Origin of the sequence: Streptomyces niveus (assembly GCF_001723055.1) — a bacterium.
Lineage (GTDB): Bacteria > Actinomycetota > Actinomycetes > Streptomycetales > Streptomycetaceae > Streptomyces > Streptomyces niveus.
Window position 1 is genome coordinate 13799 of the sequence record NZ_MDCR01000055.1, and the last position, 26345, is coordinate 40143.

Here is a 26345-nt window from a genome sequence, read left to right on the forward strand (position 1 = left end):
CCTCAGCATTTCGTGCACGGCCCAAACCGCCAACGTTGAAACATCACCGGTGAGGGAGCCAAGATTGTGCACATGCACGATCAGCTCCCCGCGATGCCGGGACCGACGCCCATGGTCGTCCAACTGGCGAAAGCCTGCCTGGACGACATCGAGATCCTGACCGAGGAGTGGATCGACGTCGTCCGGCCGGTGCGCAGCTCCTACGTGGACCGGGTCCCGGACCCGGAGTTCAAGGAGGCCGCACGGCACGCCTTCGAGCTGCTTCTGCGCAACGTCGCCCAGCTCCGGGTCCCGGAGGATGTGGCGTCGGTGTCCGAACGGGTCGGTGAGCGGCGGGCCCGGCAGGGGGTACCGCTGGAGGCCTTGCTGGACGCGGCCAGGCTGGACTTCCGGGTGGTGTGGGCGGCGATGGTCAGCCGTGCGCGGGCCGAGGACATGGCCCAGCTCGCGGCGTCCGCCTACCACGTGTGGGAGGCGGTGGAGGGGCACGTGACCGGCATCATGCGGGCCTATCAGCGCACGGTCCTGGAGATGGGGCGCCGGGCGGAGGACGAGCGACGGATGTGGTTCGCGCGGCTGCTGGACAACGCCGGGCGCAATCCGACGGTCGTACGGGACGCGGCGCTGGCTCTGGGCTTCGACGGTTCGGGACGTTTCCTGTGTGCGGCCGCAGCCGCACGGGACGGTGCCAGACTGCTGCGGGCGACCTCGACGCTGCGCGCCGCGGGGGTGATCCTCCAGCAGCAGCCGGTGGCCTCGGACGAGGTGCTCACCGTCCAACTGGCGCCCCGGGTCACGCCCCAGAGTGTGCTGGCGCAGCTGCACGAGGTGCCGTGCGGGGTGTCGCCAGTGGTGGAAGGGCTGGCGTCGGTCCCGCGCGCGGTTCAGCTCGCGACCGCCACCGCGAGGGTGCTCCCCGTCGGTGAGTCGGGACCGCGCAGGCTGGAGGACAGCTGGCTGGACGTCCTGGTGCACCGGCTCGACGAGATGAGCGGCGAACTCGCCGACGATGTGCTGGGCGGGCTGAGTACGGTCGGCACGGGTGAGGTCGAGACCGCCCGGCTACTGGAGACGGTGCGTGTGCATCTGGCCGGCAGCGGTTCCATTGTGGACACCGCGGCGGCGCTGTACTGCCACCGCAACACGGTGCAGCAGCGTTTCAACCGCTTCCATGAACTCACGGGGCGCGATGTACGCCGTCCCGAGGACGCGGCACTGATCGCTCTGGCGCTCCGGGCACGGGAACAGGGCGTCCCTCCGGCGCAGAACTGACGCGAGGGCAGGGGTAGTTGGTGTGCGGTGTCACGGTCGGTGTTCTTCCGCGTCCTGCGTTGAGGCACCGGCCGGGTGGGCCGGATCGGTCACGTCGGCCGGTTCGGCTGCTTCGGTCGTGACGACCACCACCTGGTCCTCGGTGCTCCATTCGCGTCTCTCGCTCTTGTGGGGGTTGAGGCGCACCCCGTGGCCGGGCGGCGTCGTACGCCGGTCGTGGCGACGGTAGCCGATGGCGCACTCGCCCCGGTCGCGTGCGGCGGCCACGACGGTCGCGAACGTGGTCGTGACGCCCGGCCGGACGTAGGTGCCCGCGGGGCGCAGGCAGATCATGCTGCCGTCGGCCGAGAACAACTCGTCGAACACGGCGGCCAGATGGCGGTTCTGCGCGATCTGCGCCATGAGCAGTCCGGTCAGCTCACCGCTGACGATGACGTCGGAGCCGGGGTTGACGGGTGCCAGGGGGCGGTTGCGGTCGTCGGTGAGTTCGCTGACCACGCGCAACTCCCGTCCTCCTGCGCGCTGTTCCAGCAGCCGCAGGGCCAGCAGGGTGACCAGCGTCCAGTCGTCGGGGCGGTCCGGGCCGTCGCCCGGATCGGGGCCGAGGACGACCAGCCCGTCGTACGGGGTGAGGTCGAGCCCGAGGAGGGTCTCGGGTCGCGACAGGGCGGCGGACCGGAACCGTACGGCCAGTCTGGTCCCGTGAGCCGCGTCCGGCTCCCGTTCCGGCTCGCGTGGGCCGGGGACGGACCGGTCCGTCATCACGTCCAGGGCGGAACCCGGCCGGGCCGTGTGCCGTAACTGATCCACCACCAGCGGCGCCCGTCTGTTCCAGCCGAGCATCAGCAGGCGCGCGGGCTCCTCCGGTGCCGGTCGGTCCGTGGTGATCGCGGACGGGTCGACGAGGTGGCGGCAGTCCGCCGGCCGGGGCGTGCCGTCGTCGCGGGCGACGACGATCAGCCGGCTCCCCGGTGCGACGACGGTGCCGGCGGGCGGATTGAGCAGCGTACGTCCCTGTGGGGTGAGCAGCCCGACGACGCAGGAGTCGGCGTGCCCGAGGAGCGCGGCGCCGAAGGGGCCTCCGTGGAAGGCGGTCGCGTCGGTGAGGTGGAACTCGTCGCCGGCGAAGTCGAGCAGGTCACGCAGGACGAGGGAGAGGCCGGGGCGGCCGACGCACTGCGCGACGAGCCGGGCCGTGACCGTGTCGGTCTCCAGGACCGTGCCGCGCGGGCCCGCGGCCAGCCGGGCGGGTGCGCGGTAGTGGTCGTCCCGGACCGCCGCCAGCACCGGCGGCCCGTCCGGTCCCTCGCCGACGACCGCCCGCAGGGCGAGCAGGATCCGCAGGACCTCGGCGTCGGCCCCCGGTCCCCCCGACGGCAGAACCAGCACGGTGCTCGCCGTTCGCGGGCTGACCAGCGCGAGGACGGCGGGGTCGCTCGCCGGACCGCTGCGGCAGATGAGGCGGGCCCGTGCGGCCGGGCCGACGTGGGCGGCCAGGGTCCGTTCCATCTCGGTCTTGTCCCGGTCGGCGAGCAGGACGACGGCCCGCGTGCTCCTTGGGGCGCCGGCGGCGATCAACTCCCCCACCACCGTGGTCACTTGGTCCGACCAGCCGAGTACGACGACATGGCCCTGCTCCAGGACCGTCGACCGCCCACGGCTCAGCTCGGCCATCCGCTCGGCCAGGCTGTTGGTGATCACCCCGACGAGGGTCGAGACGCACAGCAGGGCGACGAGGCCGAGGAGGGCCGACAGCACCATGCGCAGCGGTGTGCCGGTCATCGCTCCCAGGCGCAGCGTCTCGGCGCTCGTACGCCACGCCGCCGTCAACCGGCCCGACACCGAGCGCGGCGAGCCGGGGTCCGTCCACACCAGCAGCGCGCTCACGGGGACGACGACGGCCAGGCAGGTGATCACCAGCCAGCCCATCAGGGTGCCGGTGCTGCGGGCCAGCGTACGGTCGAACCGATAACCCGCCCTGTCCCGCACCGAGACCGGCCGCCGCCCCTTGTCACGTACCACTCCCGCCCCCTTCCCCGCGCCTGTCGGCCGCTTTCGCACAGTGCTGGGTCCGGCGCCCGAACACGCCGCGTTCGGGCGCCGGTTCACCCTTTCGGGCAGGCGCTCACGGACTGGGAACGGGGCTGGTGTGCGCCGGGGGTGTGTCCGAAGCTCCGGCGGAACACATCGATGAACGCGCTGGCGGACGACCAGCCGCAGCGATGCGCGACGGTGGTCACCGGGGAGTCCTCGGCGAGCAGCACCAGGGCCCGGTACAGGCGCAGTTGGGTGCGCCACTGCGGGAAGGTCATACCGAGGTCGGCCTTGAAGAGGCGGGACAGCGTGCGGTCGCTGGCGCCGACCTCTCTGCCCAGGGCGGAGAGGGTGCGGTTGTCGGCGGGGTTCGTGCGCAGGATCTCGCACACCGCCTTCAGCTGAGGGCTGCTCGGGGTGGGCAGGTGCACCGGCTGCTGCGGCGAGACACGCAACTGGTCGAGCAACACGGCCCGCAGCCGGGCGCGTTCGGGGCTGTCGTCGGGCGGGGCGTGCGTGTGGGCGTGCGTGTGGGCGTGCGTGTGGGCGTGCGTGTGGGCGAGGATCAGTTCACGGAGGAGAGGCCCGACGGTGAGCGACGCGGGCTCGGCCAGGTTGAGCGGGTTCTCACTCGCGGGCAGGCCGACCAGGTGCAGCGCGAGTTCGCCGTGGGCCTGATGGGCGTGCACGGTGCCCGCCGGTACCCAGATGGCGCGCGTCGCGGGTGCGATCCACAGGCCCGTACTCGTCGTCACGGCCAGCACGCCGCGCCCCGCGTAGACGATCTGGTGGTCGTCGTGACGGTGGGGGTCGATGGCGGCTCCGGGCGCGAGCCACTGGGTGCGGGTCGGCGCCACGGGCTCGTGGCGGATTTCCTTCATCTTCTGGCAGTTTATCGGAAGCGCGACAGACGGCCCGGCGATGACGATGGCGATGTGCCAAGGAACAGATCGATCACCCTGCTCGCGGTCGGCCATGCCTGCGTGGACGTCTACCAGGGCGCTGTCGCGTCGCTGGTGCCGTTCTTCGTCGCCGAACGCGCCTACAGCTACGCCGCCGTCTCCGGCATCGTGCTCGCCGCCTCGGTGCTGTCCTCGGTGGTGCAACCGGTGTTCGGCGTGCTCACCGATCGGTGGCCGATGCCCTGGCTGATGCCGGCGGGCACGATCGTCGGCGGGGCGGGAATCGCGCTGAGCGGTCTCAGTGGTTCGTACGCGCTGACGCTGGCGTTCGTGGCGGTGTCCGGGATCGGGGTCGCCGCTTACCATCCCGAGTCGGCCCGCGTCGCGCGGATCGCGAGCGAGGGCAGTCACAGCGCGATGGGCTGGTACTCGCTCGGCGGCACCCTGGGCTTCGCCACGGCGCCGCTCCTGGTCACCGCCGTCGTCGCCACCGGCGGTCTGCGTCTGTCGCCGCTGCTCGTGGTGCCCGCCCTCGCGGGCAGTGTGCTGTGCCTGCCTGTTCTGCGGGCGCTGCGGAAGACGGCGGGCGCCGGTTCCGGCAGGGCGGTCGCGACTGCCACCGACGACAAGGCCGCGTTCGTCAGGCTGTCGCTGGCCGTGATCTGCCGGTCGATCGTCTTCGTCGGGCTGAGCACGTTCATCGCGCTCTACGTCCAGCAGCGGCCGGGGGGCAGCGAGGCGGCGGGGACCGCCGCGCTGTTCGTGCTCTACATCGGCGGCGCGGTGGGTTCCGTGGTGGGAGGTGCGCTGGCGGACCGCTGGGACCGGGTCACGGTCGCCCGCTGGTCGTACCTCGTCTCGGTCCCCGCCGTCGCGGGCATCGTGTTCGTACCCGGCCCGGCGATCTTCGTGTGCCTGGCGCTGACCTCCGCCGGTCTGTACATCCCCTTCTCCCTCCAGGTCACCCTCGGCCAGGACTATCTGCCGACGCGGGTCGGCACCGCCGGCGGGATCACCCTGGGGCTGACCGTCAGCATCGGCGGCCTGGCCAGCCCCGTCGTCGGCGCCGTCGCCGACGCGACGTCCCTGCGTACGGCCCTGGCCCCGCTGATCCTGATGCCGCTGCTGAGCTGGCTGCTGTTCCGCACCCTGCCGGAACCCGGCACCCCGAAGGCGGCGAGGCCCACGGCGACGGCAACGGGTAAGACCGGGTCAGAGACCGGGGGCGCCCCATACGGGAAACCAGCGGGCGAGGTCCGACTCGATCCGCAGGTCGTCGCCGATGATCGCTCTGACCTGTAGCTCCCGGGGATTGTCCCGCTTCTCGGCGGCGCCGGGCAGCGGTGCGAAGGGGTAGAAGCTGCCGCGCTTGTAGAGGTAGACCAGGGCGAGCGAGCGGTCCTGCTCGTCCCGGAAACTGATCAGTGAGCAGAGGAGCTGCGGGCCGAAGCCGCCGTCCTGGAGCAGGGTGTTGACCGCGTGCAGATCGTTGACCAGCGTGGCCGTGTCGCCGGGCGCCTGGCGGGCGAGCAGCCAGGTGTAACCGTAACTGTCCTGGCTGAACTCCACGGGGTGGCTGTCCTCGCCGGTGTCGGCGTCGAGCAGCTCCTGTACGTCCCGTCTGATCCGGGCGAAGCCGCCGCCCTCGACGCCCGCGAAACACACCGAGCCGAGGCCGGTGGGTGTGTAACCGGCCCCGGCCTGGAGGGTGAGTGCGGCGGACGGGAGGGCGAAGAGCTGGTCGAGATCGGGTCGGACCGGTTTGCTCCGGCCCAGGATGGTGTCGAGAAGGCCCACGGGACCAGCTCCTCACAGTGACGGGTGCACGGACGGGCGGGCATGTACGGGGCTCTTACGGGCGGGCCAGCTCGGCGGACAGCCGGCCCAGCTGGTCCAGCCGCTGCTCCAGGGTCGGGTGGGAGGAGAGCAGCCGCCCCAGGCTCTCGCCGGAGGAGAAGGCCGGTACGAAGAAGAAGGCGTTGTACGGCTCCGCCTTCCGCAGGTCCCTCGTCGGGATCCGTGCCATCTGGCTGTCCACCTTGGTCAGTGCCGACGCGAGTGCCGACGGCTTGCCGGTGAGCAGGGCCGCCGTACGGTCGGCGGACAGCTCGCGGTAGCGCGAGAGCAGCCGCGTGAGCAGGAAGCCGACCGCGTACACCACGGCGCTGACCAGCGGAATCACCAGGATCGCGATTCCGAGGGGGGAGTTGTTGGCGCTCCTCGACAGTCCGCTGTAGAGCGCGAAGCGGGTCAGCAGGCCCGCGAGCACGCCCAGGAACGACGCGATGGTCATCACCGCGACGTCACGGTGCGCGACGTGCGACATCTCGTGGGCGAGGACGCCCTCCAGCTCTTCCGGTTCCAGTCTGCGCAGCAGTCCGGTGGTGGCGCAGATCAGTGCGGTGCGTTCGCTGCGACCTGTGGCGAAGGCGTTCGGTATGTCGCTGTCCGCGATCGCCACCTTGGGTTTCTGCATGTCGGCCAGCGCGCAGATACGGTCCACGGCGCCGTGCAGCTCGGGTGCCTGCTCCGGGGTGACCTCGTGCGCGCCCATTCCGAAGGCAGCGATCTTGTCGCTGAACCAGAACTGCGCGATGAAGAGCACCCCGACGAAGATCAGGATCACCGGCCAGAACTTGCCCAGTACGGCCAGCAGCACACCGACCAGGACCACGTACAGCAGGCCGATCAGGAACATGGTCGTCACCATGCGGGTGGTCAGTCCGCGGTCCTTGGTGTAGCGGGTTCGTGTCATCACTCGCCTCCGTCAGCTCTCTACTCCTGCCATTTTCCTCCACATCTCGGCAAAACGGCGTAAATAGAATGTATGGGCCGCTCAGGGGCGGGGGGCCCGCTGCCGGGTGGCGGGCGCCGGGCGCTCTAGGGCCTGTCGTTTGGATCAGGCCGGATAAGTGAGCGGGGTCTGGTGCCGTGGATCGCAAGGCGGAGGAGGGAGGCATGGCGGAGCCATGCCGACCGACGACAACGCGGCGAGGCGCGGTGCCAGGGCACGAGAGCCCGGCAAGATCCAAACGACAGGCCCTAGGCTGCCAGCCTGCACCGGCCTCGATCCCAGGAGCGCGAACCGTGTTCGATCTCGTACCAGAGCGTCCGTTCCCCGATGCCCACCGACCGGACGAGGCACCCGCACCGCACCCCCTGCTCACGCCCGTGCTCGGCCTCCTGGGCACGTGGCACGGCCGGGGGCGGGGCGGATATCCCACGCTCGACGGGGACTTCACCTACGCGCAGGAGATCACCTTCAGCCATGACGGCCGGCCCTTCCTGCGGTACGAGACCCGGGCCTGGCTGCTCGACGCCGACGACGCGCCGCTGCGCCCGTCGGCGCGGGAGAGCGGCTGGTGGCGGCTTCAGCCCGAGGGCCGGGTGGAGGCCCTGATCACGCAGCCCACAGGGATCGCGGAGATCGCGGTGGGCCGGGCCGCCGACAACTCGATCGACCTCGCCACCACCGAGGTGGCCCGCACTCCCACGGCGAAGGAGGTCGACGCCACGCGCCGCCTCTACACGCTGAGCGACGACGGCGCGCTCACGTTCGTCCACGAGCTGGCGGCGGTGGGCCGGCCGCTCCAGCACCACCTCTCGGCCGAGCTACGGCGCGGCAATTAGCGGCGAACACAGCGGGACCAGGGCCGGACCCGGGCGGGACCGCCCCGGTCCGGCTTTCGCTTTCCAGACCGCGCCGTTTCATGCGCCGCCCGGCGAAATGCCCCCGTTCGTGTGCAGCACACCGGATCTCCGTACCACGGCCCCCGTGCCCGCCGGATAGTGAAACAGCCGCCGGGGCACGGGCTCCGGCCGGAAGACGGAGAGAAAGGTGAGCGCCATGCGTACCGTTGAGGCGACCGACCGGGTCGAACTCGTCTTCTCCCTGCTCGACGCCGACGGGAACGGCACCCTGGAGGCGGAGGACTTCGAGCTGCTGGCGAGACGGGTGTCCGCGGTGGCGCCCGAGTCCGACGACGCGGCGAAGAGCGCGCTGCTCCACTCCTGTCGCCGCTACTGGCAGACCCTGGTCACCGAGTTGGACACCCATGGGAACGGGCAGGTCAGCCGAGAAGAGTTCACCGCCTGCGTGCTGTCCCCGGAGCGGTTCGAGGCCACGATCGACGAGTTCGCCGTCACGCTCGCCGCGCTCGGCGCCCCGGCGGGCGACGGCCTGGTCACGAGGCCCCTGTTCATGACCCTGATGATCGCCATCGGCTTCGAACGGTCGCGTATCGACGCCCTGTTCGACGCCTTCGACCCCGACGACAGCGACCGGATCCCGGAGGCGATCTGGGCGGAGGGAATCAGGGACTACTACCGCCCCGAGAAGGCGGGCATCCCCGGCGACCAGCTGACCGGCGGCGCGAGGCCATGACGAGGCGAAGGGCGTACGCGGGCGGGACTCCCTCGCCGGACACCACGCCTGCCGGGTCTCACAGCAGGAGCGCGCCCGCGACAGCCCCGGCCACGCCGAGCAGCACACACAGGGCGACGAAGGCGATGTCCCGGACGCCGGAACCGCGGCCGTCGGCGGGATCCAGCGTGAAGGCATCGAGGTTGCCGGCCCGGTAGTGGACGGTGACGTCCGCGCCGTACCTGGTGTTCGGATCCTTCGGGTCGGCGCGGAGACGGCCGACGGCGGGCGTTCCCTCGCCGGTGTGGAAGGTGACGAACGCGGCGCGGCTGGTCCAGACGGACTCGCCGTCGTCGTGGACGGATGTGAGGATCGCCGCGACACGGCCCGGCACCGTGACGATCGGCCGGGCCGCGTCGCGGGGCGTCAGGCGGATCTCGTCGCGCAGGACGAACGACATGACGACGGCCAACGGTACGCCCGCGCCGAGCAGCGCCCACGGGTAGCCCTGGAGGACCGCGGTGTCGGCGACCAGACCGCAGTAGAGCAGGAAGACCATGAAGTGCGGCCAGGCCAGACCGTGTTGACCGCTCTCGAGGTCGTAGGCGATCTCGAAACGCTCGGGACGGCCGGGCGGGTGGACCACGGCGATCTCGCGGCCCACCCACACCGCGCGCAGCTCGAATCCGGACTCGCTCATGTGCGGCAGGACGTGCTCCTGCCCGGTGCCGGGGTCCGGGAAGGCGACCGCCATGGGTATCCCGGGTATGTCCGGGCCACCGTGCTCGGGGACCCGCACCTCGGCTATCCGGCCCGGCACCCGCACCGCCCGCTGTGCCCGGGTGACTCCGGCGAGCGAGCGCCCGTATCCGATCAGCGCCAGTACGCCGCACCCCGCGCACCACAACAGCAGCACAACGTGCCAGTCCATGTCCGACCCCCGTGTCGTCCTGCGCCGCGAATGGTCATCATGCCGCAGCGGACAGGCGACCGGCAGGGCTCCGGGCGCCTGCCGGTCCCCGGTGGGCCCGGCCGGATTCAACGCGGGCACCGAAGGGTAGAAATGGGGTGTTTTGTGAGTTCAGCCAGTTGAGCCCAGCCCGTGAGTCCAAGCCCTGTGGCGGAGCCCCGCGCGAGGCAGGGAGGTGTCAGTGACATGACCGGGATGCAGTTCGGCATATTCACCGTGGGTGACGTGACCCCGGACCCGACGACAGGCAGCGCTCCTACGGAAGCGGAGCGCATCCGGGCCACCGTGACCGTGGCCCGTAAGGCGGAGGAGGTCGGCCTCGATGTCTTCGCCACCGGCGAGCACCACAACCCACCCTTCGTGCCCTCCTCCCCCACCACCCTGCTCGGCTTCATCGCCGCTCAGACAGAGCGGATCGTCCTGTCGACATCGACCACGCTGATCACCACGAACGACCCCGTCAAGATCGCCGAGGACTTCAGCGTCCTCCAGCACCTGTCCGGCGGGCGGACAGACGTCATGCTGGGACGCGGGAACACCGGACCGGTCTATCCGTGGTTCGGCCAGGACATCCGCCAGGCCATCCCCCTGACCGTCGAGCACTACGACCTGCTCCGCAGGCTGTGGCGCGAGGAGGTGGTCGACTGGGAGGGGAAGCTGCGCTCGCCCCTCCAGGGCTTCACACTCGCTCCCCGCCCGCTGGACGGCATCCCGCCCTTCGTGTGGCACGGCTCCATCCGCACTCCCGAGGTCGCGGAACTGGCCGCCTATTACGGAGACGGCTTCTTCGCCAACCACATCTTCTGGCCCGCGTCACACACGCGGAAGATGGTGGAGATGTACCGGAAGCGCTTCGCGCACTACGGGCACGGCACACCGGAGTCCGCCGTCGTGGGCCTGGGTGGGCAGGTGTTCATGCGCCCCAACAGCCAGGACGCGGTACGGGAGTTCCGGCCGTACTTCGACAACGCGCCCGTGTACGGGCACGGGCCGTCCCTGGAGGAGTTCACCTCGCAGACGCCCTTGACCGTCGGCTCCCCGCAGCAGGTGATCGACAAGACGCTGGGCTTCCGGGAGTACGCGGGCGACTACCAGCGCCAGTTGTTCCTCCTCGACCACGCGGGGCTGCCGCTCAAGACGGTGCTTGAGCAGTTGGACCTCCTCGGGGAAGAGGTGGTGCCGGTGCTCCGCAAGGAATTCGCCGTCGGCAGGTCGCCGGAGGCACCGGCGGCCCCCACGCACCGGTCGCTGCTGCGCGAGCGCGACGAGAGGGACAAGAGGGATGCGAAGAACGAGTCGGGCTGAGCCGTGACGCAGGTACCCATGACAGGAGTTGGAGGTCGGATGACGTGACGACCAAAATCACGATCATCACCGGTGGACTGCGCGAACCGTCATCGACGCGCATGCTCGCCAACCGCATGGAGGCGGCCGTACGTACCCAACTCACCGCCGCCGGCAGCACGGTGGAATCGTCGTTCGTCGAACTGCGTCCCCTGGGGCACGCGATCATCGACGCGATGTTCAGCGGCTTTCCGGCCGAGCCGCTGGAGGAGGCGTTCGGCACGGTCGCGGACGCCGACGGGGTCATCGCGGTCACCCCCGCGTTCAACGCCTCGTTCAGCGGTCTGTTCAAGTCCTTCTTCGACGTGCTCCCGGAGGAGACGCTGTCGGACATGCCCGTGCTCATGGGGGCGACGGGCGGCACCGAACGGCACTCGCTCGTCCTCGAACACGCGCTGCGGCCGATGTTCTCGTACCTGCACGCCATCGTGTCGTCGCGGGGTGTGTACGCCGCGACCGACGACTTCGGCTCCCAGTCGGACGGGGCGGTCCTGCGCGACCGCATCGACGCGGCGGCGGCCGACTACGCCCGGCTGGTCCGGGGATGCGGCCCCCACCGCCGGCGCGACGCCTTCGGCGAAGGGGCCGCCGCGATGGAGCAACTCCTGGGCCGCGACCGGCCCTGACGGGACCGGACAGACGCGTCGCCCGTCAGCTCGCGTCGTCGAACTGGGCGAACATGTCGAGAAGCGGCTTGGGCGCGCTCGCGTCGAAGATGGCCTCCAGGCCCTCGGCGGACTCCTGGGCCGCCACTTCGGAGCGCGGGAAGAGGATCGCCTCGTACGCCGTGAGCGCCGCCTCCGGGTCCCCGGGGTGCTCGACCAGGCAGCGGCCGAGGTCCGCGCCGTCGATCAGTGCGAGGTTGGCCCCTTCTCCGGCGAAGGGGGACATCAGGTGGGCGGCGTCGCCGAGGAGTGTCGTACCCGGGATCCGGGACCAGCGGTGGCCGATCGGCAGGGCGTGGATATGGCGGGGCACGAGCGGGCCGTCGGCTTCGGCGATCAGATCGCGCAGGGCGGGGGCCCAGCCGTCGAAGTGCCGCAGCAGCTCCGCCTTCGCACCCCCGGTGCCCCGGTTGGTGAAGTCCAGACTTCCCAGCCAGGTCTCGTCCGCGCGCAGCGCCACATAGATGTGCAGGCTCCCGTCCGTCTCACGGTGGGCGAGGAAACCCTTCTCGTCGCCGAGCGCGAAGCACATGCCGCCGCCGATCAGCTCCGCGCTCCCGGGGTGGCGCTTCTCCGCGTCGAACAGGTCGAGTTCGACGAAGGAGATCCCGGTGTAGGCGGGGGTCGACGCCGACACCAGGGGCCGTACGCGGGACCAGGCGCCGTCGGCGCCGACGAGGAGGTCCGTGGTGAACACCTCGCCGCCGGCCAGGGTGACCTCGTGCCTGCCGTCATCCAGCGCGCGGCACGAGACGGCTTTGGCGTTCCAGCGGATGGTGCCCTCCGGGAGGGAGGAGACCAGCAGGTCGCGCAGGGTGCCCCGGTCGATCTCGGGGCGCCCTCCCGTACCGTCGTCCCTGTCCTCGCGCAGGAGGCGCGCGTGCTTGTCGAGCACGCGCATCGCCTGGCCGCCGGGGTGCACCTCGGCCAGGAACTCCTCGTACAAGCGGGCCTCGCGCAGTGCGATCTGGCCGCTCTCCTCATGGATGTCGAGCATGCCGCCCTGTGTCCGCGCGTTCGCGGACGCCTCCAGGTCGAAGACCGTGGCGCCGACGCCGTGGACGTGCAGGACACGGGCGAGGGTCAGACCGCCGAGGCCGCCGCCGATGATGGCGATGGGGTGGTGGGTGGTGGTGGTCATGGGGCTGCTCCTTCTTCAGAGGTGTGCGTACGAGGCGTGGCCAGCGCGCCGTTGACGACCATGTCGAACATCCAGCGCAGGCGTTGCGCCGGCGTGCCGGACACCAGGTCGTCGGCGAGCGCGGCGATACGGGGGTGGGTGTCGGCCGACACCTCGTGCAAGGTCCGGGCGAGCGCGTTGTGCTCGTCCTCCGCGTTGGTGTCCTCGCCGCGGGTGGACTGTTCGGCGGCGGTGGCGGTGGCGACCTGGAGCAGCACGTCCACGCCCCACGCGGCCTGACTCCCAGGCACCCCGCCCTCGTCCAGCAGGGTGAGAAGCGCCTCGACCAGCGCCAGGTAGTTCGCGCCGGTGGGGCGGGCGACGAGCGCGGAGTGGGCGAGGGTCGGATGCTCGAACAGGACGCGTGTGTAGGAAATGAGGACCGAGGCGATCCGGTCGCGCCAGTCCCCTCCTGCCGTCACCGGGCGCAGATCGACCGCGCCGAGGAACTCCTCCAGGATCGCGGCGTGCAGCTCCGCCGTACTGGCGACGTAGACGTACAGGGACGCGGGTCCGGTGTCCAGTTCCTTCGCGAGGCGGCGCATGGTGACGCGCTGAAGGCCCTCCGCCCGCATGATCTGTACGGCTTCGGCGACGATGCCCTGCCGGCTGAGCGCGGGCTTCGCCGGACGCTCGCGGCGGCTCTTGGGGGCGGAGGAACCAGGTGTCATACGAGGAAGCGTAACGAACATGTTCGTTACGAACAAGTTCGGCCAGGGTCAGCTCGAAGCCGCACCCTCACTCAGGACCTTGGCCGTGAAGGCCGTCAGGTCGGCCCGCATCCGCTCACGCGGCAGGCCCTGCCGGCCCGCGAGGTGCTCGACCAGGTCGGCGCGGACGGCGGCGAGCAGCGCGTGGGCGGTGAAGTCGGCGCCCGTGAGACCGGGGATCCGCTCCAGTACGGCCCGAAGGGTGCCGTGCCACCGCCGATAGTGCTCAGCCTGGTACGGGCTGTCGCCGCCGATCCCCTCCAGGGCCAGGGCGAGGTGGCGGTTGTCGAGCTTGAAGCACAGGACGGCGTCGAGCAGGGCGGGTACGCGCAGGAGCGGCGGGGTGCCGGGCCCCAGCGGTGGCGGGCCCTCGTCGATGGCGCGCGCGACCGGTTCGAGGCGTGCCGCGTAAAGCGCGTGGATCAGGCCGGTGCGGTCGCCGAAGGCGCGGAAGAGCGTCGCCTTGCCGACGCCGGCGGCTGCGGCGATGTCGGCCATCGTGACCGACTCGGGGCTCTCGCAGTGGGCGAAGAGGCGGTCGGCCGCCACGAGGGCGGCGGCCCGGTTGCGGGTCGCGTCCTTGCGCGGCTTGCGGTCGGGGGCGGACTCGGGCACCGGCTCGGGGACTGGCATGAGGTTCTCCCGTTGCTTGCAGAGCGGACCAGGGGTCCGTATCGTTCCGAACAAGAAGCGGACCCTCGGTCCGTATCGTACTGAACGGAGTTCCTCGTGCCCACAGACACGGCACCGAGCGCGACCGGCACCACCCTGGTCATCGGCGCCACCGGCACCACCGGCAGGCGTGTCGTCGCCCAACTCGCGGCGGGCGGGCACCGCGTGAAGGCCGCGAGCCGGGGCGCCACCGCCCTGGACGGCGCTGGAGCCGTCCGCTTCGACTGGTACGACCCGGCGACCTTCGGCGACGCCCTCGACGGGACGGACCGGGTCTATCTGGTCGCGCCGGTCGGTTCCCTGGATCCGGCCGGCGTCATGCTGCCCTTCCTCGACCGGTCCCGTGCGGCGGGCGTGCGGCGCGCCGTACTGCTCAGTTCGTCGGCGATCGAGGCGGGCGGCCCGGCCATGGGGCAGATCCACCAGGCGCTGCCCGGCCTGTTCGACGAATGGGCGGTGCTGCGGCCCTCGTGGTTCATGCAGAACTTCACCGGCGACCAGCCGCACGCGCTGAGCATCCGGGCGGACGGGACCATCCTGACGGCCACCGGTGCGGGCCGGGTCGGGTTCGTCGACGCCGACGACATCGCGGCCGTCGCCGTACACGCGCTGACCGGCACCCGGGCCCCGAACAGCGACCTGGTCATCACCGGGCCGCAGGCGCTGAGTTACGGCGACGTGGCCGACGTCCTCTCGGAGGTCATGGGCCGGAGCGTCACCCACCGGCAGCTGACGTACGAGCAGATGCGCGACCGGCTGGCCGCCCTGATGCCCGCGGAGTACGCGGCGATGCTCGCGGGCATGGACCGTTCCATCGCGGAGGGGACGGAGGACAGGACCACCGACACGGTCGAGCGCGTCACCGGCCGCCCGGCGGGGACCTTCCGCGCGTTCGCCGAGCGGGAGTTGGCCTGAACGGCCACTACTTGCCGGCGCCGCGTCCCGTGCGGCGCTCCGTGTGGGCGGAGTGCGGGGTGGGCCAGCCCTGGGACGGTACGGCTTCATGCGTCAGGCCGGTGAGGACGGCTCGTACGACGCGCTCCGCCTCGCGCGCGACGGCCCGGGGGTCGTCGAGCCGGGCCAGCCCGTCCACCAGCAGCGTGGCGAGTCCGTGGACGGCCGCCCAGACGACGAAGTCGGCTCCGGGGCGGGCAGCCGCCGGGAGCCCGCCCACCTCGACGAGCAGGTCGAGTTCGGCGTCGAGGACGTCGTGCGGGTGGGGCGGCGTGGCGGCGTCGGAGGTGGAGTCGGATGCCGGGTCGCCGGCCGGGGCCCCGGCGCCGAAGGCCAGTCGGGCGACCGAGGGATCGTCCACGGCCCACTGGACATAGGTCCGTCCGACGGCGACCAGGCGCCGCTGAAGGTCGCCGCCCGCCTCGGGACCCGCGGCGCGGCCGACCTCCTGGCTCAGGCGTTCGCCCAGTTCGCCGAGGACGCGCCGCCTCAGCGCGCGCACCAGCGCGTCGCGTGAGGCGAAATGGTGGTACGCCGCGCTCGAACTGACCCCGACGCGGGCCGACGCCTCGCGCAGCGACCAGCCGTCGGCGCCGCGTTCGCGAACCAGCGCCTCCGCGGCGTCGAGCAACGCGGCACGCAGTTCTCCGTGGTGGTAGTTCCTTCTCGCCATGGCTCGATCCTCGCCTCAATCTTAGCAACGCTCAGATCAATGTTACCTTCGAAGCAGACCATCTGAACGCTGATCGGATTGGAGCGGCCATGTGCCCCTCGGACCCTTCGCTGCCCACCGGCGCCATCGACCCGCGGGGCCTGCCCGACACGAGTGAGACGCCGGCGCCCGTCGTCGGCGGTGAGCCGGTCCAGGTGTCCGACGGCGTCTTCGTCATCCCCGACCGGCGAGTTGACCTCGTACCGAACATCGGGATCGTCGTGGGCGAAACGGCCGCGCTGGTCATCGACACCGGCATGGGACCCCGTAACGGCGCCCATGTCCTCCAGGAGGCCCGGCGCCTCGCCGGTGACCGGCCGCTCTATCTGACCGTCACGCACTTCCACCCCGAACACGGCTTCGGCGCACAGGCGTTCAAGGGCGCCGCCACCATCGTCTACAACCGTGGCCAGCGCGAGGAACTGCACCGCAAGGGCTCCGCGTACATCGACATGTTCCGGGGGATGAGCCCCGCGATCGCGGCGGAACTCGAGGGTGTCGAGCTGGTCGACCCGGATCTCGTGTACGAGGGCCGGGCCGAGATCGACCTCGGCGGCCGTACGGCGGTGCTGCGCACCGTCGGCCCGGCGCACACCGCGTCCGACCAGACCGTGCTCGTCGACGACCGGGTGCTGTTCGGCGGCGACCTGTTCGAGACCCGGATCTTCCCGATCACGCCGTACTTCCCGCCGTACGACATCGACGTCGACGGCCCGCGCTGGATCACCGTGCTCGACCAACTCGCCGCGCTGGAAGCCGAGATCGTCGTTCCCGGACACGGCGAGGTGGCGGACACCTCACTGATCCGCGAGGTACGCGACTACCTCACGTACATCCACGACGAGGTCGAGCGCCTGCGTACGGGCGGAGCCTCGGCCGACGAGGCGTCGGCCACGATCGACAAGGCCGCGCGGGAGCGCTGGAGCACCTGGGAGCACCCTGAGTGGATCGGGCTCGCCGTCCAGGCGTTCTACGCGGCGGGGTCGACCGGCTGAAGGGTCCGGGTCCGCCGGGTGACGGGCCCGGACCCTTCGTCCGGCGATCAGTCAGACATTGTCGAGATGGGGCTCAGACCGGGCTCAGACGCGGTCGGCCGCGATCAGGAGGTACTGGAAGGAGCCGTCCTTGTACGAGTTGATGAACGCCTCCTCGATACCGGTGACCAGTGACGACGTGGCGCGCAGTTCCCAGTAGGGCAGCGTCTCGGGGGTCAGGTCGATGATGGTCTGCGGTACGAGACGGTGGTCGGCCATGGCCTTCAGATACTCCCTGCGGGAGTGGATGTTGCACTCGAAGTGCGCGTTGATCTGGGAGACCCACTTCGACGGCTGACCGTAACGCGGGTTCCAGCAGCCGGTGATGGTCACGTAACGGCCGCCGACCTTGAGGACGCGGGAGTGCTCGGCGAAGAGGTCGTCCAGGTCGACGTACATGCTCGACTCGTTGTTCCACGAGCCGGCGGCCTGGCCCGTCTCGAAGGGCGTGTCGAGCATGTTGCACACCCGGGCCCGGACATGGTCCTCGATGCCGAGTTCCTGGGCGCGACGGTTGGCGAACTCGGCCTGTTTGGCCGACAGGGTGACGCCTTCGACCGTGCAGCCGAACCGCTGGTGGGCCATGACCATCGAACCGCCCCGGCCGCAGCCGGCGTCCATGAGCGTGTCGTCACGCCCGATGGAGCCGAGCTGGCCGAGGAGCACTTCGGCCTGGGCGGACTCCAGCCGGTGGAGTTCGGCGATCAGCCTCTTCTCGTACCCGCTGTCGCCCGGGTCCCCGAGGGCGGCGTGGTCGATGTCGCCTACGCCGTAGTGGTGGTGGTAGAGCCCGTCGACGTCACCGAGACGCAGATTCACGGGCCTCGCCTCGCCGTCCCAGTAGCGGGCGATGTCGCCCTGGTACGGCGACGCCGGGGCGGGGATGTACACGGACGTGCCGTTGCTGAGCTGGGTGCTGGTCACAGTGAAATGCGCTCCTTACCAGAAATCGGGCAGGCTGTATCGGTAGGTGTTGGTCTGGTGCCAGTAGTGGTTGCCGTCGACCCACACGGCGACTCCCCGGAGGAAGCGCAGCACACTCGGGACGGGGCAGGCGGCGGCCAGTGCGGCGGCTTCGGCTTCGAAGTCGTGCATCAGGTCGTTGTGGACCGCGACCGCCTTCAGATAGCCGTCGCGGTCGGAGAGTCCGTCGCGTTCGGCGATCACCACGGGCAGATTCAGGTGTCGGCCGGGACTGTCGAGTTCCTTGGTGTATGAGTACAGGTCGTTCACGATCGTGGTCGCGTTGCCGGCGAGCGCGATGACCCGCTGCATGGCGGGCTGGGCGTGCAGGTCGGCGGGCAGTTCGTAACCGCCGACGGTGTCGGTGATCGTGGGGCAGGGGCGGAAGTTGTTGAACTGGCGCATGGCCAGGTACTCCCACACCTCGGGCAGGTGATCCGTCTCGGCCCACGCGGCCTCGGCGAGATAGCCCAGGTGGAGACGGGCCATGTCGTGCCGGAACCGGTCGGCCTGCGAGGGGGTGGACTGCCGGACGAAGTACTCCATCGCGGAGCGGTAGGCGCGCCGGGGTCCGTCGGACTGGAGCGACTCCTCCCACTGCGGCGCGTAGTCCTTCGTCGTATGCAGCGGGTCGAGCGCCGTGTGTGCCAACAGGAGGCGGCTGCCGAGCCCGACGGGTGAGCCGCCGTGGTCCTCGCAGTAGCAATCGTCGACCGCGTTCTCGGCGACCATCAGCCGGGTGGCGATCATCAAGTGGTCGACGGTGGGGGCGTCCGGGTGGCAGGCGACCATGTAGCGGCCGACGGAGAAGCCGTCGAACTGATCCTGCCACTCGGGCGGGAACGCCTGGACCTCGTCCACCGCCCACGTCTTGATCCTGCGGCCGACCTCCTCCACCCGCGCCGGGTCGGGCTCCTGCACCGGGTGGTGGTAGAGACCCGGGACCGGTCTGCCCGCCGGGGCCGCGGGCTCCGCCGGATCCGGGGGTTCCGGGACGGCGACGGGTTCGGCCAGAGCCGGTGCCGGTGCGACGGGAACCGGCTCGATGACAACCAGTGGTTCCGCCTGTCGGCACAGCCGCAGGCTCGCCGTGCCCAGACCGGTGGGGCCGCCGAGGATCCGTGCCGGAGCGGGGCTCGTTTGCACAGGGGAAGGCCCGGGATCGGGCATCCGTGACTCCTTGGTGAGGTGGTTGAGGAGTGTGCGTACCGGCAGCCCTAGCGGGTGCGGGCGATCTGCACGTTCTCCAGCACCCCGAGCGCGTCGGGCACCAGGACGGCCGCGGAGTAGTAGGTGCTCACGAGGTACGACATGATCGCCTGCTCGCTGATGCCCATGAAGCGGACCGACAGGCCCGGTTCGTACTCGTCCGGCAGTCCGGTCTGGCGCAGACCGATGACTCCCTGGTTCTCCTCGCCGGTGCGCATGGCGATGATCGAGCTGGTCTTCTCCTTGGTGATGGGGATCTTGCCGCAGGGCAGGATCGGTACGCCGCGCCAGGCCGGAACCTGCTGGCCGCCGAGGTCGACGTGGTCCGGGTAGAGGCCGCGGCTGTTCAGCTCGCGCCCGATCGCGGCGATCGTCTTCGGGTGGGCGAGGAAGACCTTGGTGCCACGGCGGCGGCAGAGCAGCTCGTCCAGGTCGTCCGGGGTGGGCGGGCCGGAGTGGGGCTGGATGCGCTGCTTGAAGTCGGCGTTGTGGAGCAGGCCGAACTCGCGGTTGTTGACCAGCTCGTACTCCTGGCGCTCGCGCAACGCCTCGATGGTGAGCCTGAGTTGCTCCTCGGTCTGGTTCATCGGCCCGTTGTAGAGGTCGGCGACCCTGGTGTGGATACGGAGCACGGTCTGCGCGACGGACAGTTCGTACTCGCGCGGCTTCAGCTCGTAGTCCACGAAGGCGCCGGGCAGCGCGGCCTCGCCGGTGTGGCCTGCCGACATCGCGATCTCGGCCTCGCCGTGCCGGTTCTGCCGCTGCTGGGGCAGGGCGCTGAACTGCCGGATGTGGCTCTGGAGAACCGGCGCGGAGGACAGCACGGCGGCGAAGTCGGCGCGGGACAGGGTGAGCAGAGTGCCGCCGGTCTCGGCGGTGGCGGTGTAGTCCCACCTCGCGTCGGCGTCCAGCAGCGCGTTCTCGCCGAAGTGGTCACCGTCGGCGAGTACGGCGACGGCCACCTCGTCGCCGTACTTGCCCACGGAGGTCTGGTTGATCCGGCCGTGTGCGATGAGGTGGATCTGCTCGGCAGGCGCACCGCGCTCGACCAGCGTCTCACCGGCGCGGAAGTCGCGCTGGACGCAGCGGTCGGCGATCGCGGTGAGCACCTCGACGTCGTCGAAGCCGCTCAGCAGGGCCAGTTCGCCGAGCTCGCGTGGGATCACCCGGACGCCGGCACCGTCCTGGATGAACTCCACACGTCCGTCGCCGACGGTGTAGGTCAGCCGGCGGTTCACCCGGTAGGCGCCGCCCTTGGTCTCGACCCAGGGCAGTGTCCGCAGCAGCCACCGGGAGGTGATCTCCTGCATCTGCGGGGCGGACTTGGTGGTGGTGGCGAGATTCCGGGCAGCCGCAGTGCCCAGGCTGGACTGCGGTGGTGACTCCGGCTGTGCTTCCGGGCTGCTGTCAACGGTCATCGGGGCGCGTTCTCCTTTGCGACGGCGGTGATCGTGGACGCGACCGCGAGTCGCGGCGGTCCGTCCAGATCGATGGGAACGCTAATCGCCGTCGTCCCCAACTCGGGCTCGGAAGCCGCTGAGTTACCTCGATGCGGGGATCTTGTTCCACAAATGGTTTATCGGGTCGATCAGTGGTGTCGGAGTCGCGCGCCACCGTCGCCCGCCGCTCAGCCCTTCAGGCCGTAGAAGCGCAGGGGTGAGTTCGGCCGGAAGCCGATACGCGGATAGACGGGCGCCCCGGCGACGGTCGCGTGCAGCGTGGCCCGGGTCAGTCCGGTGGCCCGGGCCCCCTCGTACAGCGCCTTGCGGGTCACCGCCTCGCCGTAGCCCCTGCGTTCCCACTTCGGGTCCGTGGCGACGAGCACCACGAACAGACGGCCGTCGGCCTCGACCGTCCCCGCGCAGGTCACCGGAGTCCCGTCGCGCATGCCCAGGTAGGCGTGCACCTCGTTCTTCCACAGCTTGGAGCCGGTCAGTCCGTCCCGGCCGTGCGCCAACTCGAATCCGTAGGCGCGTGAGTTGAGGTCGGCGTAGGCGCGCAGCTGTTCCTCGGTGCTCACGCGCTCGAACGTCAGGTCGGGATGGTGCGGCTCGGGGATGGGGAGCAGGTCTCCGGCCATGCCGGTGCCGGGGAAGGCGTGTTCGAGGAGAGCTTGCCCGGCCGCTGTCTCCAGCCCGGCGCGCGCCCCGTCGTCGAGAAGGTCCTCGAAGACCCAGAGAAAGCCCGGATGCCTCTTCGAGCGCATGATGTCCGCGGCCTGGCGCAGCCGTTGCCCGACCAGCTCGGTGTCGGCGCCGACGTCGGTCAGCGTGACGCAGTTCCAGAAGGGGAAGCGGCAGTCGGCCCAGCGGACGGCGATGCCTGGAAGGTCTCGTACATCCGCGTCCGCGTCCCGGTCGAGCACCATGGCCCGCCAGACCGTGGTGAGTTGTTCCATCGATTCGACCGAGTCCGTCAGATCCGTCAGATCCGCCACTGAAACTCCTCAACGTGTCGCGCCTGCCGCGCGTGAGAGCTGTCGGAGTGGACAACGATCCCTCCTCACCGTGGTTGCGCGGGTTCACCGTGGTCGTGCCGGGTCATGTGGCCAGGAGTGACGCGTAGCGGTCGAGGTCGATGTTGCCGCCGCTGATGACGACTCCGACCCGCTGTCCGCGCAGCTGGGCGGCGAGGTCGCGGACCGCCGCGAACCCGAGGCATCCGGTGGGCTCGACCACGATCTTCATAAAGGTGGCGAACGCCCGCATGGCTTCGACGAGTTCGCCGTCGGTGGCGGTGTGGAAGTCGGTGACCTCGCGGCGGATGACGTCGAACGTGAAGGCGCCGAGGTGCTGCGGCTGGGCGCCGTCCGCGATGGTCTTCGGGGTGTCGATGTGGACGACGGAGCCCTGCCGGACGGACTGGGCCGCCTTGGCGCCGGCTTCGGGTTCGACGCCGTACAGCCGGCAGTCCGGCGACAGGGCCCTCGCGGACAGCACCGAGCCGGAGAGCAGACCGCCGCCGCCGAGGGGCACGAACAGGGCGTCGAGGTCGCCGACCTCCTCGAAGAGTTCCTTGGCGACGGTGCCCTGGCCCGCGATCACGTGCGGGTGGTCGTACGGCGGGATCAGCGTCAGACCTCGTTCGGCGGCCAGCGCGCCGCCGATCTCCTCCCGGTCCTCGGTGTAGCGGTCGTACGCGACGACCTGTCCCCCGTACCCCTTGGTCGCGGCGACCTTCGCGGCGGGCGCGTCGTGCGGCATCACGATCGTGGCCGGGATGCCCAGCAGTTGGGCGGAGAGCGCGACCGCCTGGGCGTGGTTGCCCGAGGAGTAGGTGACCACCCCGGCACGCCGCTGCTCGGGTGTGAAACGCGACAGGGCGTTGAAGGCGCCGCGGAACTTGAAGGCACCGACGCGCTGGAAGTTCTCGCACTTGAACACGACCTCGGCGCCGAGCTGTTGGTCGATGAGGCGCGAGCGCAGTACGGGGGTGCGGTGGGCGTACGGCTCGATGCGCGTGGCCGCGCCCCGTACGTCGTCGTAGGTCGGCGACTGAGACATCTGCTGCTTCCCTTCCTGGGCCGGCCGGAGTGACGTGGCACGGCCTGACATCGGCCCGGTCGTCTGGACCATACGTCCAAGCTATAGACTTTCAGTCCAGACCGGAAGAGAATCCGACGAGAGCCCGACGGGAATCGGAAGAGATCGGAAGAGAGAAGAGGTGCCGCGTGTCCGACACATCGGGCGACGTGATCCTGGCCGCGCTGATGCCGGTCGTGGACGGGCTGGCGGCCACGTTCGGCCCGTCGTGCGAAGTCGTCCTGCACGACTACCGGCGGGGCGATCAGTCGGTGGTGGCGGTGGCCGGGCAGGTGACCGGACGCCGCGTCGGCGGGGCGCTGAGCGAGATCGGGCTCTCCGTGCTCGCCAAGGGCGACGAGGCCACGAACGATCTGAACTATCTCTCGCGCGGGCCGGACGGCCGCGTCCTCAAGTCGTCGACGATGCCGCTGCGGGACGGGGCCGGCCGTATGTTCGGCGCCCTGTGCGTCAACATCGACGTGACGGCTCTGCGCGACGCGGCCGACGTACTGTCCGCGCTCGCGGGCACCACGCCGGTCGAACTTCCGGCCACCACGTTCACGAACGACTTCGAAGAGGTCGTCGACGCGGTCGTACGCACCGAACAGCTGGCCAGGGGCAAGCCGTTCGACGCCCTCACCCGCGCCGAACGACTCGTCCTGATCCGGGCCCTCGACCGGCGGGGCGTGTTCACGATGCGCAACGCGGTGCCACGCGTCGCCGAACGGCTCGGGGTCTCCCGATCCGGCCTGTACGCGGACCTCGCCGCGTGCCGCGAGTCCCCACCGGACGCGGAGTAGGACCGACCCCCGTACGGCCCCACTCCCCCTCTCCCACACGGTCGGACAGGCCTAGGGCGTGTCCCGCTCCGTCGCCTCCGCGATGCGCTTGACGTTCGCCAGTCGGCGGTCCCAGTCGGCGGCCAGCGTCGCCATCCACCGCGCCGTCGCGTCCAGCGCCGCGGGCCGTACCGCGTACCGCACCTCGCGGCCCGCCCGGCGGCCGGAGACCAGCCCGGCGGCATCGAGGACGGTGAGGTGCTTGACCACCGCCTGGCGCGACACGGGCAGGCCGTCGGCAAGGGTCGTCGCGGTGACCTCTCCCTGGGCCGCGAGCAGGTCGAGCAGCTTGCGTCGCGTGGGGTCCGCCAGGGCGACGAAGACACCGTCGACCACCGCGTCCAGGCCGCGAGCTTCGTCCATCACGCGGACGGCTGTTCGACGCGCTTCTTGAGCGCGTCGAGCACCTGCGGCCAGCCGCCGGTGTTGTCCTTCACGGCCCGGCTGCGCAGCTCCTCGGACCCTGCCAGCGCCTCGAATCCGCTCTCGACGACGCGCAGACGCGTCTTGTCGCCCTCCGGGATGAGCGTGAACTCCACGAGCGTGCTGTTGTCCGCGTGCGGCTCCTGCCCGGGGAAGGCGCTGGCCCAGCGGTACGCCAGGTACGTCGGCGGCTCGACCTTCTCGACCCGGACCGGGTAGTCCCCCCACTCGGCGCTCCTGGCCACGTTCACCTCACCCTCCTTCGCCGTGGCGCCGGTCAGATTCGCCTCGTCCGTGACCCAGAATCCCGGCTCGGACACCAGCGACCAGACCCGCTCCTGGGACGCTTCGATCGTGATCTCGCGTTCGATTCGGTTCTCGCTCATGAGGGAACTCCTTCGTCGACATACGCCATCAGGTGCAACTCCAGAGTTGCACATGGCATCCGCCATGCGCAACCCACAGGTTGCACCTCATGGTGTCGATCACCCGGTCTTGCGCGCCACACCACCGAAGAAGCCGATCGTTTCGGATCCCGCCGGCGGCGGGGCGTCCGGGCGCCAGAACGGGACCTGGGCCAGTCCGGGCTCGATCAGCTCGAAGCCGTCGAAGAACCGCTCGACCCTGGCGCGGGAACGCAGGTTCAGGGTGGCCGTGGCCTTCGCGTAGACGGCCTGGGCCTCGCTGCGGTCGGCGAAATCACCCGTGGCGTGCGAGAGCACCAGGAAGCTGCCGGCCGGCAGCGCGTCGCGAAGGGTCCCCACAACCTGCTCGGGCTTCTCCGCGTCGGTGATGAAGTGGAGAATCGCGACGAGGAGCAGTGCGACCGGCTCATCGAAGTCGATCACCCGGCGGACGTCGGGGTGGTCCACGATCGACCGCGGGTCGCGCAGATCGGCGAGCACGATGCTCGTCTCGCCGGAGCGGTTGAGCAGCGCGTTGGCGTGCGCGTTCACGATCGGGTCGTTGTCGACGTACGCGATACGGACGTCCGGTGCCACTTCCTGGGCGGTCTCGTGCACGTTCGGCGAGGTGGGCAGTCCCGTGCCGACGTCGAGTATCTGCCGGACGCCGCTGCCGACCACGTACCGTACGGCGCGCTGGAGGAAGGCGCGGTTGGCCCGTACGCCGATCCGCACCTCGGGGGCGGCGGCGGCCAGTTGGTCGCCGGCCAGCTGGTCCACCTCGTAGTTGTCCTTGCCGTCCAGCAGGTAGTCGTAGATCCGCGCGGGATGCGGTCTGCTGGTGTCGATTCCCTCGGCACGGAAGGCGTTCTGTCCCACGCTGCGCTCCTCGCTTCTCTCGGCAACCGCCCCGGATCCCCCGCCCGCGAACGGATGTCGACAGGTTCCCACATCAACTACGCGGCCGATGAGGGAGGTTCGGCGCGACAATGGGACAAGTACCAGTCTCCTCACCGTCTTCCGGAAGGCTCATGTCCCGCACAGGCACCACCGTCGAGATACGCGATCTGATCTATCTGTCCGAGGAAGGCGCGCCACTCCGGCGGCTGGACGTCCACCGGCCGGCGGCAGACCGGCCGGTGGGCCCCAGTGTGCTGTTGTGGCACGGCATCGGCCCCGACGAGAAGGACGTTCTCGCACCGCTGGCACGCGAGATCGCGTCCCACGGTCTGCCGGTCCTCGTCCCCGACTGGCGCTCGGACGCCCCCGACGGCGGCCGGTCGCACCTCATGGCGTCGCTGCGGTACGTCCGGGACCAGGCCGTCGAGTTCGGCGGGGACGGGGGGCGCGTCGTCCTCGCCGGCTGGTCGGCCGGGGCCGGGGCCGCCATGGGTCTTGCCCTGGGACCCGGAGCGACCGAAGGGGTACGTGTCATCGCCGCCGTGGGTGTCGCCGGGCGCTACGACCTGCCCGCCCGCTCCACCGGCACCGCCCCGCTCGCCGACCTCGACTCGACGGAGGCGGGCGCGGGCGCGGGCGCCGGAGCCGTCCCGGTGACGCTGGTGCACGGCGCCGCCGACTCCGTCCTCAGCAGCAGCCACTCGCGCGAGTTCGGCGCGGCCCTCCGTACGAAGGGGTGGCCGGTGACGTCGCTGGAACCCACCTCGGATCACGCGGGCGTCATCATGACGGAGTACGACCCCGCGCGCGGGCTCTGCGTCCCCTCCACCAGCGAGCACGTTCTCCGGGCGGGCAGGGAGACGGCGGCTGCGATCGTGTCGGCGGCGCGAACGGCATGAGGGAGGTGGGGCGTGTCAGGCCGTGGGCCGCAGGTGTGCGTGCGCCCATTCCTCCAAGCTCGTGAGGGGAACACCGAGCGCCCGCGCGAACTCGGGGCGGGCGGGCTGCGGGTATTCGTTGAGCTGGGCCTGGCCGAAGCCCATGTCGGGCATCCCGGCGGCGGTCGCCTCCTCCGGGGTCATGTCCGGGGCGGTCAGTTCGACGCCCAGGTTGTGGGAGAGGACCTTGGCGATCTCCGTCATCGTCAAGTGGTCACTGGCCAGCTCCAGTTCGACCCCGTGGAACCGCGCCGGCTCGGCGACGGCCGCCGCGGCGACCGTGCCGATGTCGTCGACGGCGACGAGGGAGAGCCGGGTCGCGGGCTTGAGGAG

Annotated in this window: 28 protein-coding genes; 10 read left to right on the forward strand and 18 right to left on the reverse strand. The window is 70.7% G+C overall.

The features are described from left to right. Positions 1 to 72: 72 nt before the first annotated feature. Complete coding sequence (locus tag BHU15_RS08270; RefSeq protein WP_107422817.1) at positions 73 to 1272, forward strand: PucR family transcriptional regulator; 1200 nt, start codon at positions 73 to 75, stop codon at positions 1270 to 1272. Positions 1273 to 1302: 30 nt separating this feature from the next. Here BHU15_RS08270 and BHU15_RS08275 read toward each other — a convergent pair whose 3' ends face one another. Together BHU15_RS08275 and BHU15_RS08280 are read right to left on the reverse strand one after the other, a co-directional pair. Then, positions 1303 to 3294: a CASTOR/POLLUX-related putative ion channel gene (locus BHU15_RS08275; protein WP_069626585.1), complete on the reverse strand. Its 1992-nt coding sequence runs from the start codon at positions 3292 to 3294 to the stop codon at positions 1303 to 1305. A gap of 83 nt (positions 3295 to 3377) precedes the next feature. Then, on the reverse strand, positions 3378 to 4187 hold the full coding sequence (locus BHU15_RS08280) for a helix-turn-helix transcriptional regulator (protein ID WP_069626586.1): 810 nt from the start codon (positions 4185 to 4187) through the stop codon (positions 3378 to 3380). Positions 4188 to 4241: 54 nt separating this feature from the next. On the opposite strand from BHU15_RS08280, the gene BHU15_RS08285 reads away from it, so the two are divergent. Beyond that, entirely contained in the window at positions 4242 to 5510 is a 1269-nt protein-coding gene (locus BHU15_RS08285) for an MFS transporter (RefSeq protein WP_079127997.1), read from the forward strand. On the opposite strand, the gene pspAB is transcribed toward BHU15_RS08285, so the two are convergent. Together pspAB and htpX are read right to left on the reverse strand one after the other, a co-directional pair. Then, complete coding sequence (gene pspAB, locus BHU15_RS08290; RefSeq protein WP_069626587.1) at positions 5421 to 6005, reverse strand: PspA-associated protein PspAB; 585 nt, start codon at positions 6003 to 6005, stop codon at positions 5421 to 5423. The genes BHU15_RS08285 and pspAB overlap by 90 nt on opposite strands. A 55-nt stretch (positions 6006 to 6060) precedes the next feature. After that, positions 6061 to 6963: a zinc metalloprotease HtpX gene (htpX, locus tag BHU15_RS08295; RefSeq protein ID WP_031228640.1), complete on the reverse strand. Its 903-nt coding sequence runs from the start codon at positions 6961 to 6963 to the stop codon at positions 6061 to 6063. A 332-nt stretch (positions 6964 to 7295) separates the two neighbouring features. On the opposite strand from htpX, the gene BHU15_RS08300 reads away from it, so the two are divergent. After that, positions 7296 to 7838 carry a heme-binding beta-barrel domain-containing protein gene (locus tag BHU15_RS08300; protein ID WP_069626588.1) on the forward strand — a complete coding sequence of 181 codons (543 nt, stop codon included), beginning with the start codon at positions 7296 to 7298 and terminating at the stop codon, positions 7836 to 7838. A 217-nt stretch (positions 7839 to 8055) separates the two neighbouring features. Further along, complete coding sequence (locus BHU15_RS08305) at positions 8056 to 8592, forward strand: EF-hand domain-containing protein (protein WP_069626589.1); 537 nt, start codon at positions 8056 to 8058, stop codon at positions 8590 to 8592. A gap of 58 nt (positions 8593 to 8650) precedes the next feature. Here BHU15_RS08305 and BHU15_RS08310 read toward each other — a convergent pair whose 3' ends face one another. After that, a complete protein-coding gene (locus BHU15_RS08310; protein ID WP_069626590.1) occupies positions 8651 to 9502 on the reverse strand; it encodes a DUF3592 domain-containing protein in 852 nt (283 codons plus the stop codon). A 234-nt stretch (positions 9503 to 9736) separates the two neighbouring features. Between BHU15_RS08310 and BHU15_RS08315 the strand changes: the two genes are divergently transcribed. Continuing rightward, complete coding sequence (locus BHU15_RS08315) at positions 9737 to 10846, forward strand: LLM class flavin-dependent oxidoreductase (RefSeq protein WP_069626606.1); 1110 nt, start codon at positions 9737 to 9739, stop codon at positions 10844 to 10846. A 44-nt stretch (positions 10847 to 10890) separates the two neighbouring features. Beyond that, on the forward strand, positions 10891 to 11511 hold the full coding sequence (locus BHU15_RS08320; protein WP_069626591.1) for a CE1759 family FMN reductase: 621 nt from the start codon (positions 10891 to 10893) through the stop codon (positions 11509 to 11511). Between the two features lie 25 nt (positions 11512 to 11536). Here BHU15_RS08320 and BHU15_RS08325 read toward each other — a convergent pair whose 3' ends face one another. The 3 genes from BHU15_RS08325 to BHU15_RS08335 are packed head-to-tail and all read right to left on the reverse strand — an operon-like array spanning position 11537 to position 14073. Continuing rightward, the gene (locus BHU15_RS08325) at positions 11537 to 12691 is read right to left on the reverse strand and encodes an FAD-dependent oxidoreductase (protein ID WP_069626592.1); all 1155 of its coding nucleotides are present in this window, start codon (positions 12689 to 12691) and stop codon (positions 11537 to 11539) included. After that, positions 12688 to 13401, reverse strand: coding sequence for a TetR/AcrR family transcriptional regulator (locus BHU15_RS08330; RefSeq protein WP_069626593.1), 714 nt, complete (start codon positions 13399 to 13401; stop codon positions 12688 to 12690). The genes BHU15_RS08325 and BHU15_RS08330 overlap by 4 nt, the downstream gene beginning before the upstream one ends. A gap of 48 nt (positions 13402 to 13449) precedes the next feature. Further along, positions 13450 to 14073, reverse strand: coding sequence for a TetR/AcrR family transcriptional regulator (locus BHU15_RS08335; protein ID WP_069626594.1), 624 nt, complete (start codon positions 14071 to 14073; stop codon positions 13450 to 13452). 96 nt (positions 14074 to 14169) lie between these two features. Between BHU15_RS08335 and BHU15_RS08340 the strand changes: the two genes are divergently transcribed. After that, positions 14170 to 15027 carry an NmrA family NAD(P)-binding protein gene (locus tag BHU15_RS08340; protein ID WP_069626595.1) on the forward strand — a complete coding sequence of 286 codons (858 nt, stop codon included), beginning with the start codon at positions 14170 to 14172 and terminating at the stop codon, positions 15025 to 15027. 7 nt (positions 15028 to 15034) lie between these two features. On the opposite strand, the gene BHU15_RS08345 is transcribed toward BHU15_RS08340, so the two are convergent. Continuing rightward, entirely contained in the window at positions 15035 to 15739 is a 705-nt protein-coding gene (locus BHU15_RS08345) for a TetR/AcrR family transcriptional regulator (RefSeq protein WP_069626596.1), read from the reverse strand. An 89-nt stretch (positions 15740 to 15828) separates the two neighbouring features. Here BHU15_RS08345 and BHU15_RS08350 point away from each other — a divergent pair, with 89 nt between their 5' ends. Beyond that, positions 15829 to 16773 carry an MBL fold metallo-hydrolase gene (locus tag BHU15_RS08350; protein WP_107422818.1) on the forward strand — a complete coding sequence of 315 codons (945 nt, stop codon included), beginning with the start codon at positions 15829 to 15831 and terminating at the stop codon, positions 16771 to 16773. A gap of 84 nt (positions 16774 to 16857) precedes the next feature. Here BHU15_RS08350 and BHU15_RS08355 read toward each other — a convergent pair whose 3' ends face one another. From BHU15_RS08355 to BHU15_RS08375, 5 genes are all read right to left on the reverse strand, one after another. After that, positions 16858 to 17736: a geranyl diphosphate 2-C-methyltransferase gene (locus BHU15_RS08355; RefSeq protein WP_069626597.1), complete on the reverse strand. Its 879-nt coding sequence runs from the start codon at positions 17734 to 17736 to the stop codon at positions 16858 to 16860. A 15-nt stretch (positions 17737 to 17751) separates the two neighbouring features. Beyond that, entirely contained in the window at positions 17752 to 18945 is a 1194-nt protein-coding gene (locus BHU15_RS08360; RefSeq protein ID WP_497209742.1) for a family 2 encapsulin nanocompartment cargo protein terpene cyclase, read from the reverse strand. 47 nt (positions 18946 to 18992) lie between these two features. After that, positions 18993 to 20402, reverse strand: a complete 1410-nt coding sequence (locus BHU15_RS08365; protein ID WP_069626598.1) for a family 2B encapsulin nanocompartment shell protein — start codon at positions 20400 to 20402, stop codon at positions 18993 to 18995. 209 nt (positions 20403 to 20611) lie between these two features. Beyond that, on the reverse strand, positions 20612 to 21412 hold the full coding sequence (locus tag BHU15_RS08370; protein WP_171908339.1) for a GNAT family N-acetyltransferase: 801 nt from the start codon (positions 21410 to 21412) through the stop codon (positions 20612 to 20614). Between the two features lie 112 nt (positions 21413 to 21524). Further along, positions 21525 to 22487: a threo-3-hydroxy-L-aspartate ammonia-lyase gene (locus tag BHU15_RS08375; protein WP_069626599.1), complete on the reverse strand. Its 963-nt coding sequence runs from the start codon at positions 22485 to 22487 to the stop codon at positions 21525 to 21527. Positions 22488 to 22654: 167 nt separating this feature from the next. On the opposite strand from BHU15_RS08375, the gene BHU15_RS08380 reads away from it, so the two are divergent. Next, on the forward strand, positions 22655 to 23308 hold the full coding sequence (locus BHU15_RS08380; protein WP_368483192.1) for a helix-turn-helix transcriptional regulator: 654 nt from the start codon (positions 22655 to 22657) through the stop codon (positions 23306 to 23308). Positions 23309 to 23359: 51 nt separating this feature from the next. On the opposite strand, the gene BHU15_RS08385 is transcribed toward BHU15_RS08380, so the two are convergent. From BHU15_RS08385 to BHU15_RS08395, 3 genes are all read right to left on the reverse strand, one after another. Then, complete coding sequence (locus BHU15_RS08385) at positions 23360 to 23710, reverse strand: ArsR/SmtB family transcription factor (protein ID WP_069626600.1); 351 nt, start codon at positions 23708 to 23710, stop codon at positions 23360 to 23362. Continuing rightward, positions 23710 to 24156 carry an SRPBCC domain-containing protein gene (locus BHU15_RS08390; RefSeq protein ID WP_069626601.1) on the reverse strand — a complete coding sequence of 149 codons (447 nt, stop codon included), beginning with the start codon at positions 24154 to 24156 and terminating at the stop codon, positions 23710 to 23712. Before BHU15_RS08390 ends, BHU15_RS08385 begins: the two co-directional genes overlap by 1 nt. Before the next feature lie 99 nt (positions 24157 to 24255). Continuing rightward, a complete protein-coding gene (locus BHU15_RS08395) occupies positions 24256 to 25053 on the reverse strand; it encodes an SAM-dependent methyltransferase (protein ID WP_069626602.1) in 798 nt (265 codons plus the stop codon). 152 nt (positions 25054 to 25205) lie between these two features. Here BHU15_RS08395 and BHU15_RS08400 point away from each other — a divergent pair, with 152 nt between their 5' ends. Next, the gene (locus BHU15_RS08400) at positions 25206 to 25973 is read left to right on the forward strand and encodes an alpha/beta hydrolase (RefSeq protein ID WP_107422819.1); all 768 of its coding nucleotides are present in this window, start codon (positions 25206 to 25208) and stop codon (positions 25971 to 25973) included. 15 nt (positions 25974 to 25988) lie between these two features. Here BHU15_RS08400 and BHU15_RS08405 read toward each other — a convergent pair. After that, on the reverse strand, positions 25989 to 26345 hold a 357-nt coding region (locus BHU15_RS08405), incomplete at its 5' end, for an NmrA family NAD(P)-binding protein (protein WP_171908338.1).

What these genes read in the sequence shown, in the direction of transcription:
- htpX (WP_031228640.1), bottom strand. Translation starts at nt 6,963, where the DNA reads ATGACACGAACCCGCTACACCAAGGACCGCGGACTGACCACCCGCATG.
- BHU15_RS08305 (WP_069626589.1), top strand. Translation starts at nt 8,056, where the DNA reads ATGCGTACCGTTGAGGCGACCGACCGGGTCGAACTCGTCTTCTCCCTG.
- BHU15_RS08310 (WP_069626590.1), bottom strand. Translation starts at nt 9,502, where the DNA reads ATGGACTGGCACGTTGTGCTGCTGTTGTGGTGCGCGGGGTGCGGCGTA.
- BHU15_RS08375 (WP_069626599.1), bottom strand. Translation starts at nt 22,487, where the DNA reads ATGTCTCAGTCGCCGACCTACGACGACGTACGGGGCGCGGCCACGCGC.
- BHU15_RS08350 (WP_107422818.1), top strand. Translation starts at nt 15,829, where the DNA reads ATGTGCCCCTCGGACCCTTCGCTGCCCACCGGCGCCATCGACCCGCGG.
- BHU15_RS08315 (WP_069626606.1), top strand. Translation starts at nt 9,737, where the DNA reads ATGCAGTTCGGCATATTCACCGTGGGTGACGTGACCCCGGACCCGACG.
- BHU15_RS08390 (WP_069626601.1), bottom strand. Translation starts at nt 24,156, where the DNA reads ATGAGCGAGAACCGAATCGAACGCGAGATCACGATCGAAGCGTCCCAG.
- BHU15_RS08385 (WP_069626600.1), bottom strand. Translation starts at nt 23,710, where the DNA reads ATGGACGAAGCTCGCGGCCTGGACGCGGTGGTCGACGGTGTCTTCGTC.
- BHU15_RS08330 (WP_069626593.1), bottom strand. Translation starts at nt 13,401, where the DNA reads ATGACACCTGGTTCCTCCGCCCCCAAGAGCCGCCGCGAGCGTCCGGCG.
- BHU15_RS08400 (WP_107422819.1), top strand. Translation starts at nt 25,206, where the DNA reads ATGTCCCGCACAGGCACCACCGTCGAGATACGCGATCTGATCTATCTG.
- BHU15_RS08335 (WP_069626594.1), bottom strand. Translation starts at nt 14,073, where the DNA reads ATGCCAGTCCCCGAGCCGGTGCCCGAGTCCGCCCCCGACCGCAAGCCG.
- BHU15_RS08345 (WP_069626596.1), bottom strand. Translation starts at nt 15,739, where the DNA reads ATGGCGAGAAGGAACTACCACCACGGAGAACTGCGTGCCGCGTTGCTC.
- BHU15_RS08325 (WP_069626592.1), bottom strand. Translation starts at nt 12,691, where the DNA reads ATGACCACCACCACCCACCACCCCATCGCCATCATCGGCGGCGGCCTC.
- BHU15_RS08365 (WP_069626598.1), bottom strand. Translation starts at nt 20,402, where the DNA reads ATGACCGTTGACAGCAGCCCGGAAGCACAGCCGGAGTCACCACCGCAG.
- BHU15_RS08280 (WP_069626586.1), bottom strand. Translation starts at nt 4,187, where the DNA reads ATGAAGGAAATCCGCCACGAGCCCGTGGCGCCGACCCGCACCCAGTGG.
- BHU15_RS08360 (WP_497209742.1), bottom strand. Translation starts at nt 18,945, where the DNA reads ATGCCCGATCCCGGGCCTTCCCCTGTGCAAACGAGCCCCGCTCCGGCA.
- BHU15_RS08270 (WP_107422817.1), top strand. Translation starts at nt 73, where the DNA reads ATGCACGATCAGCTCCCCGCGATGCCGGGACCGACGCCCATGGTCGTC.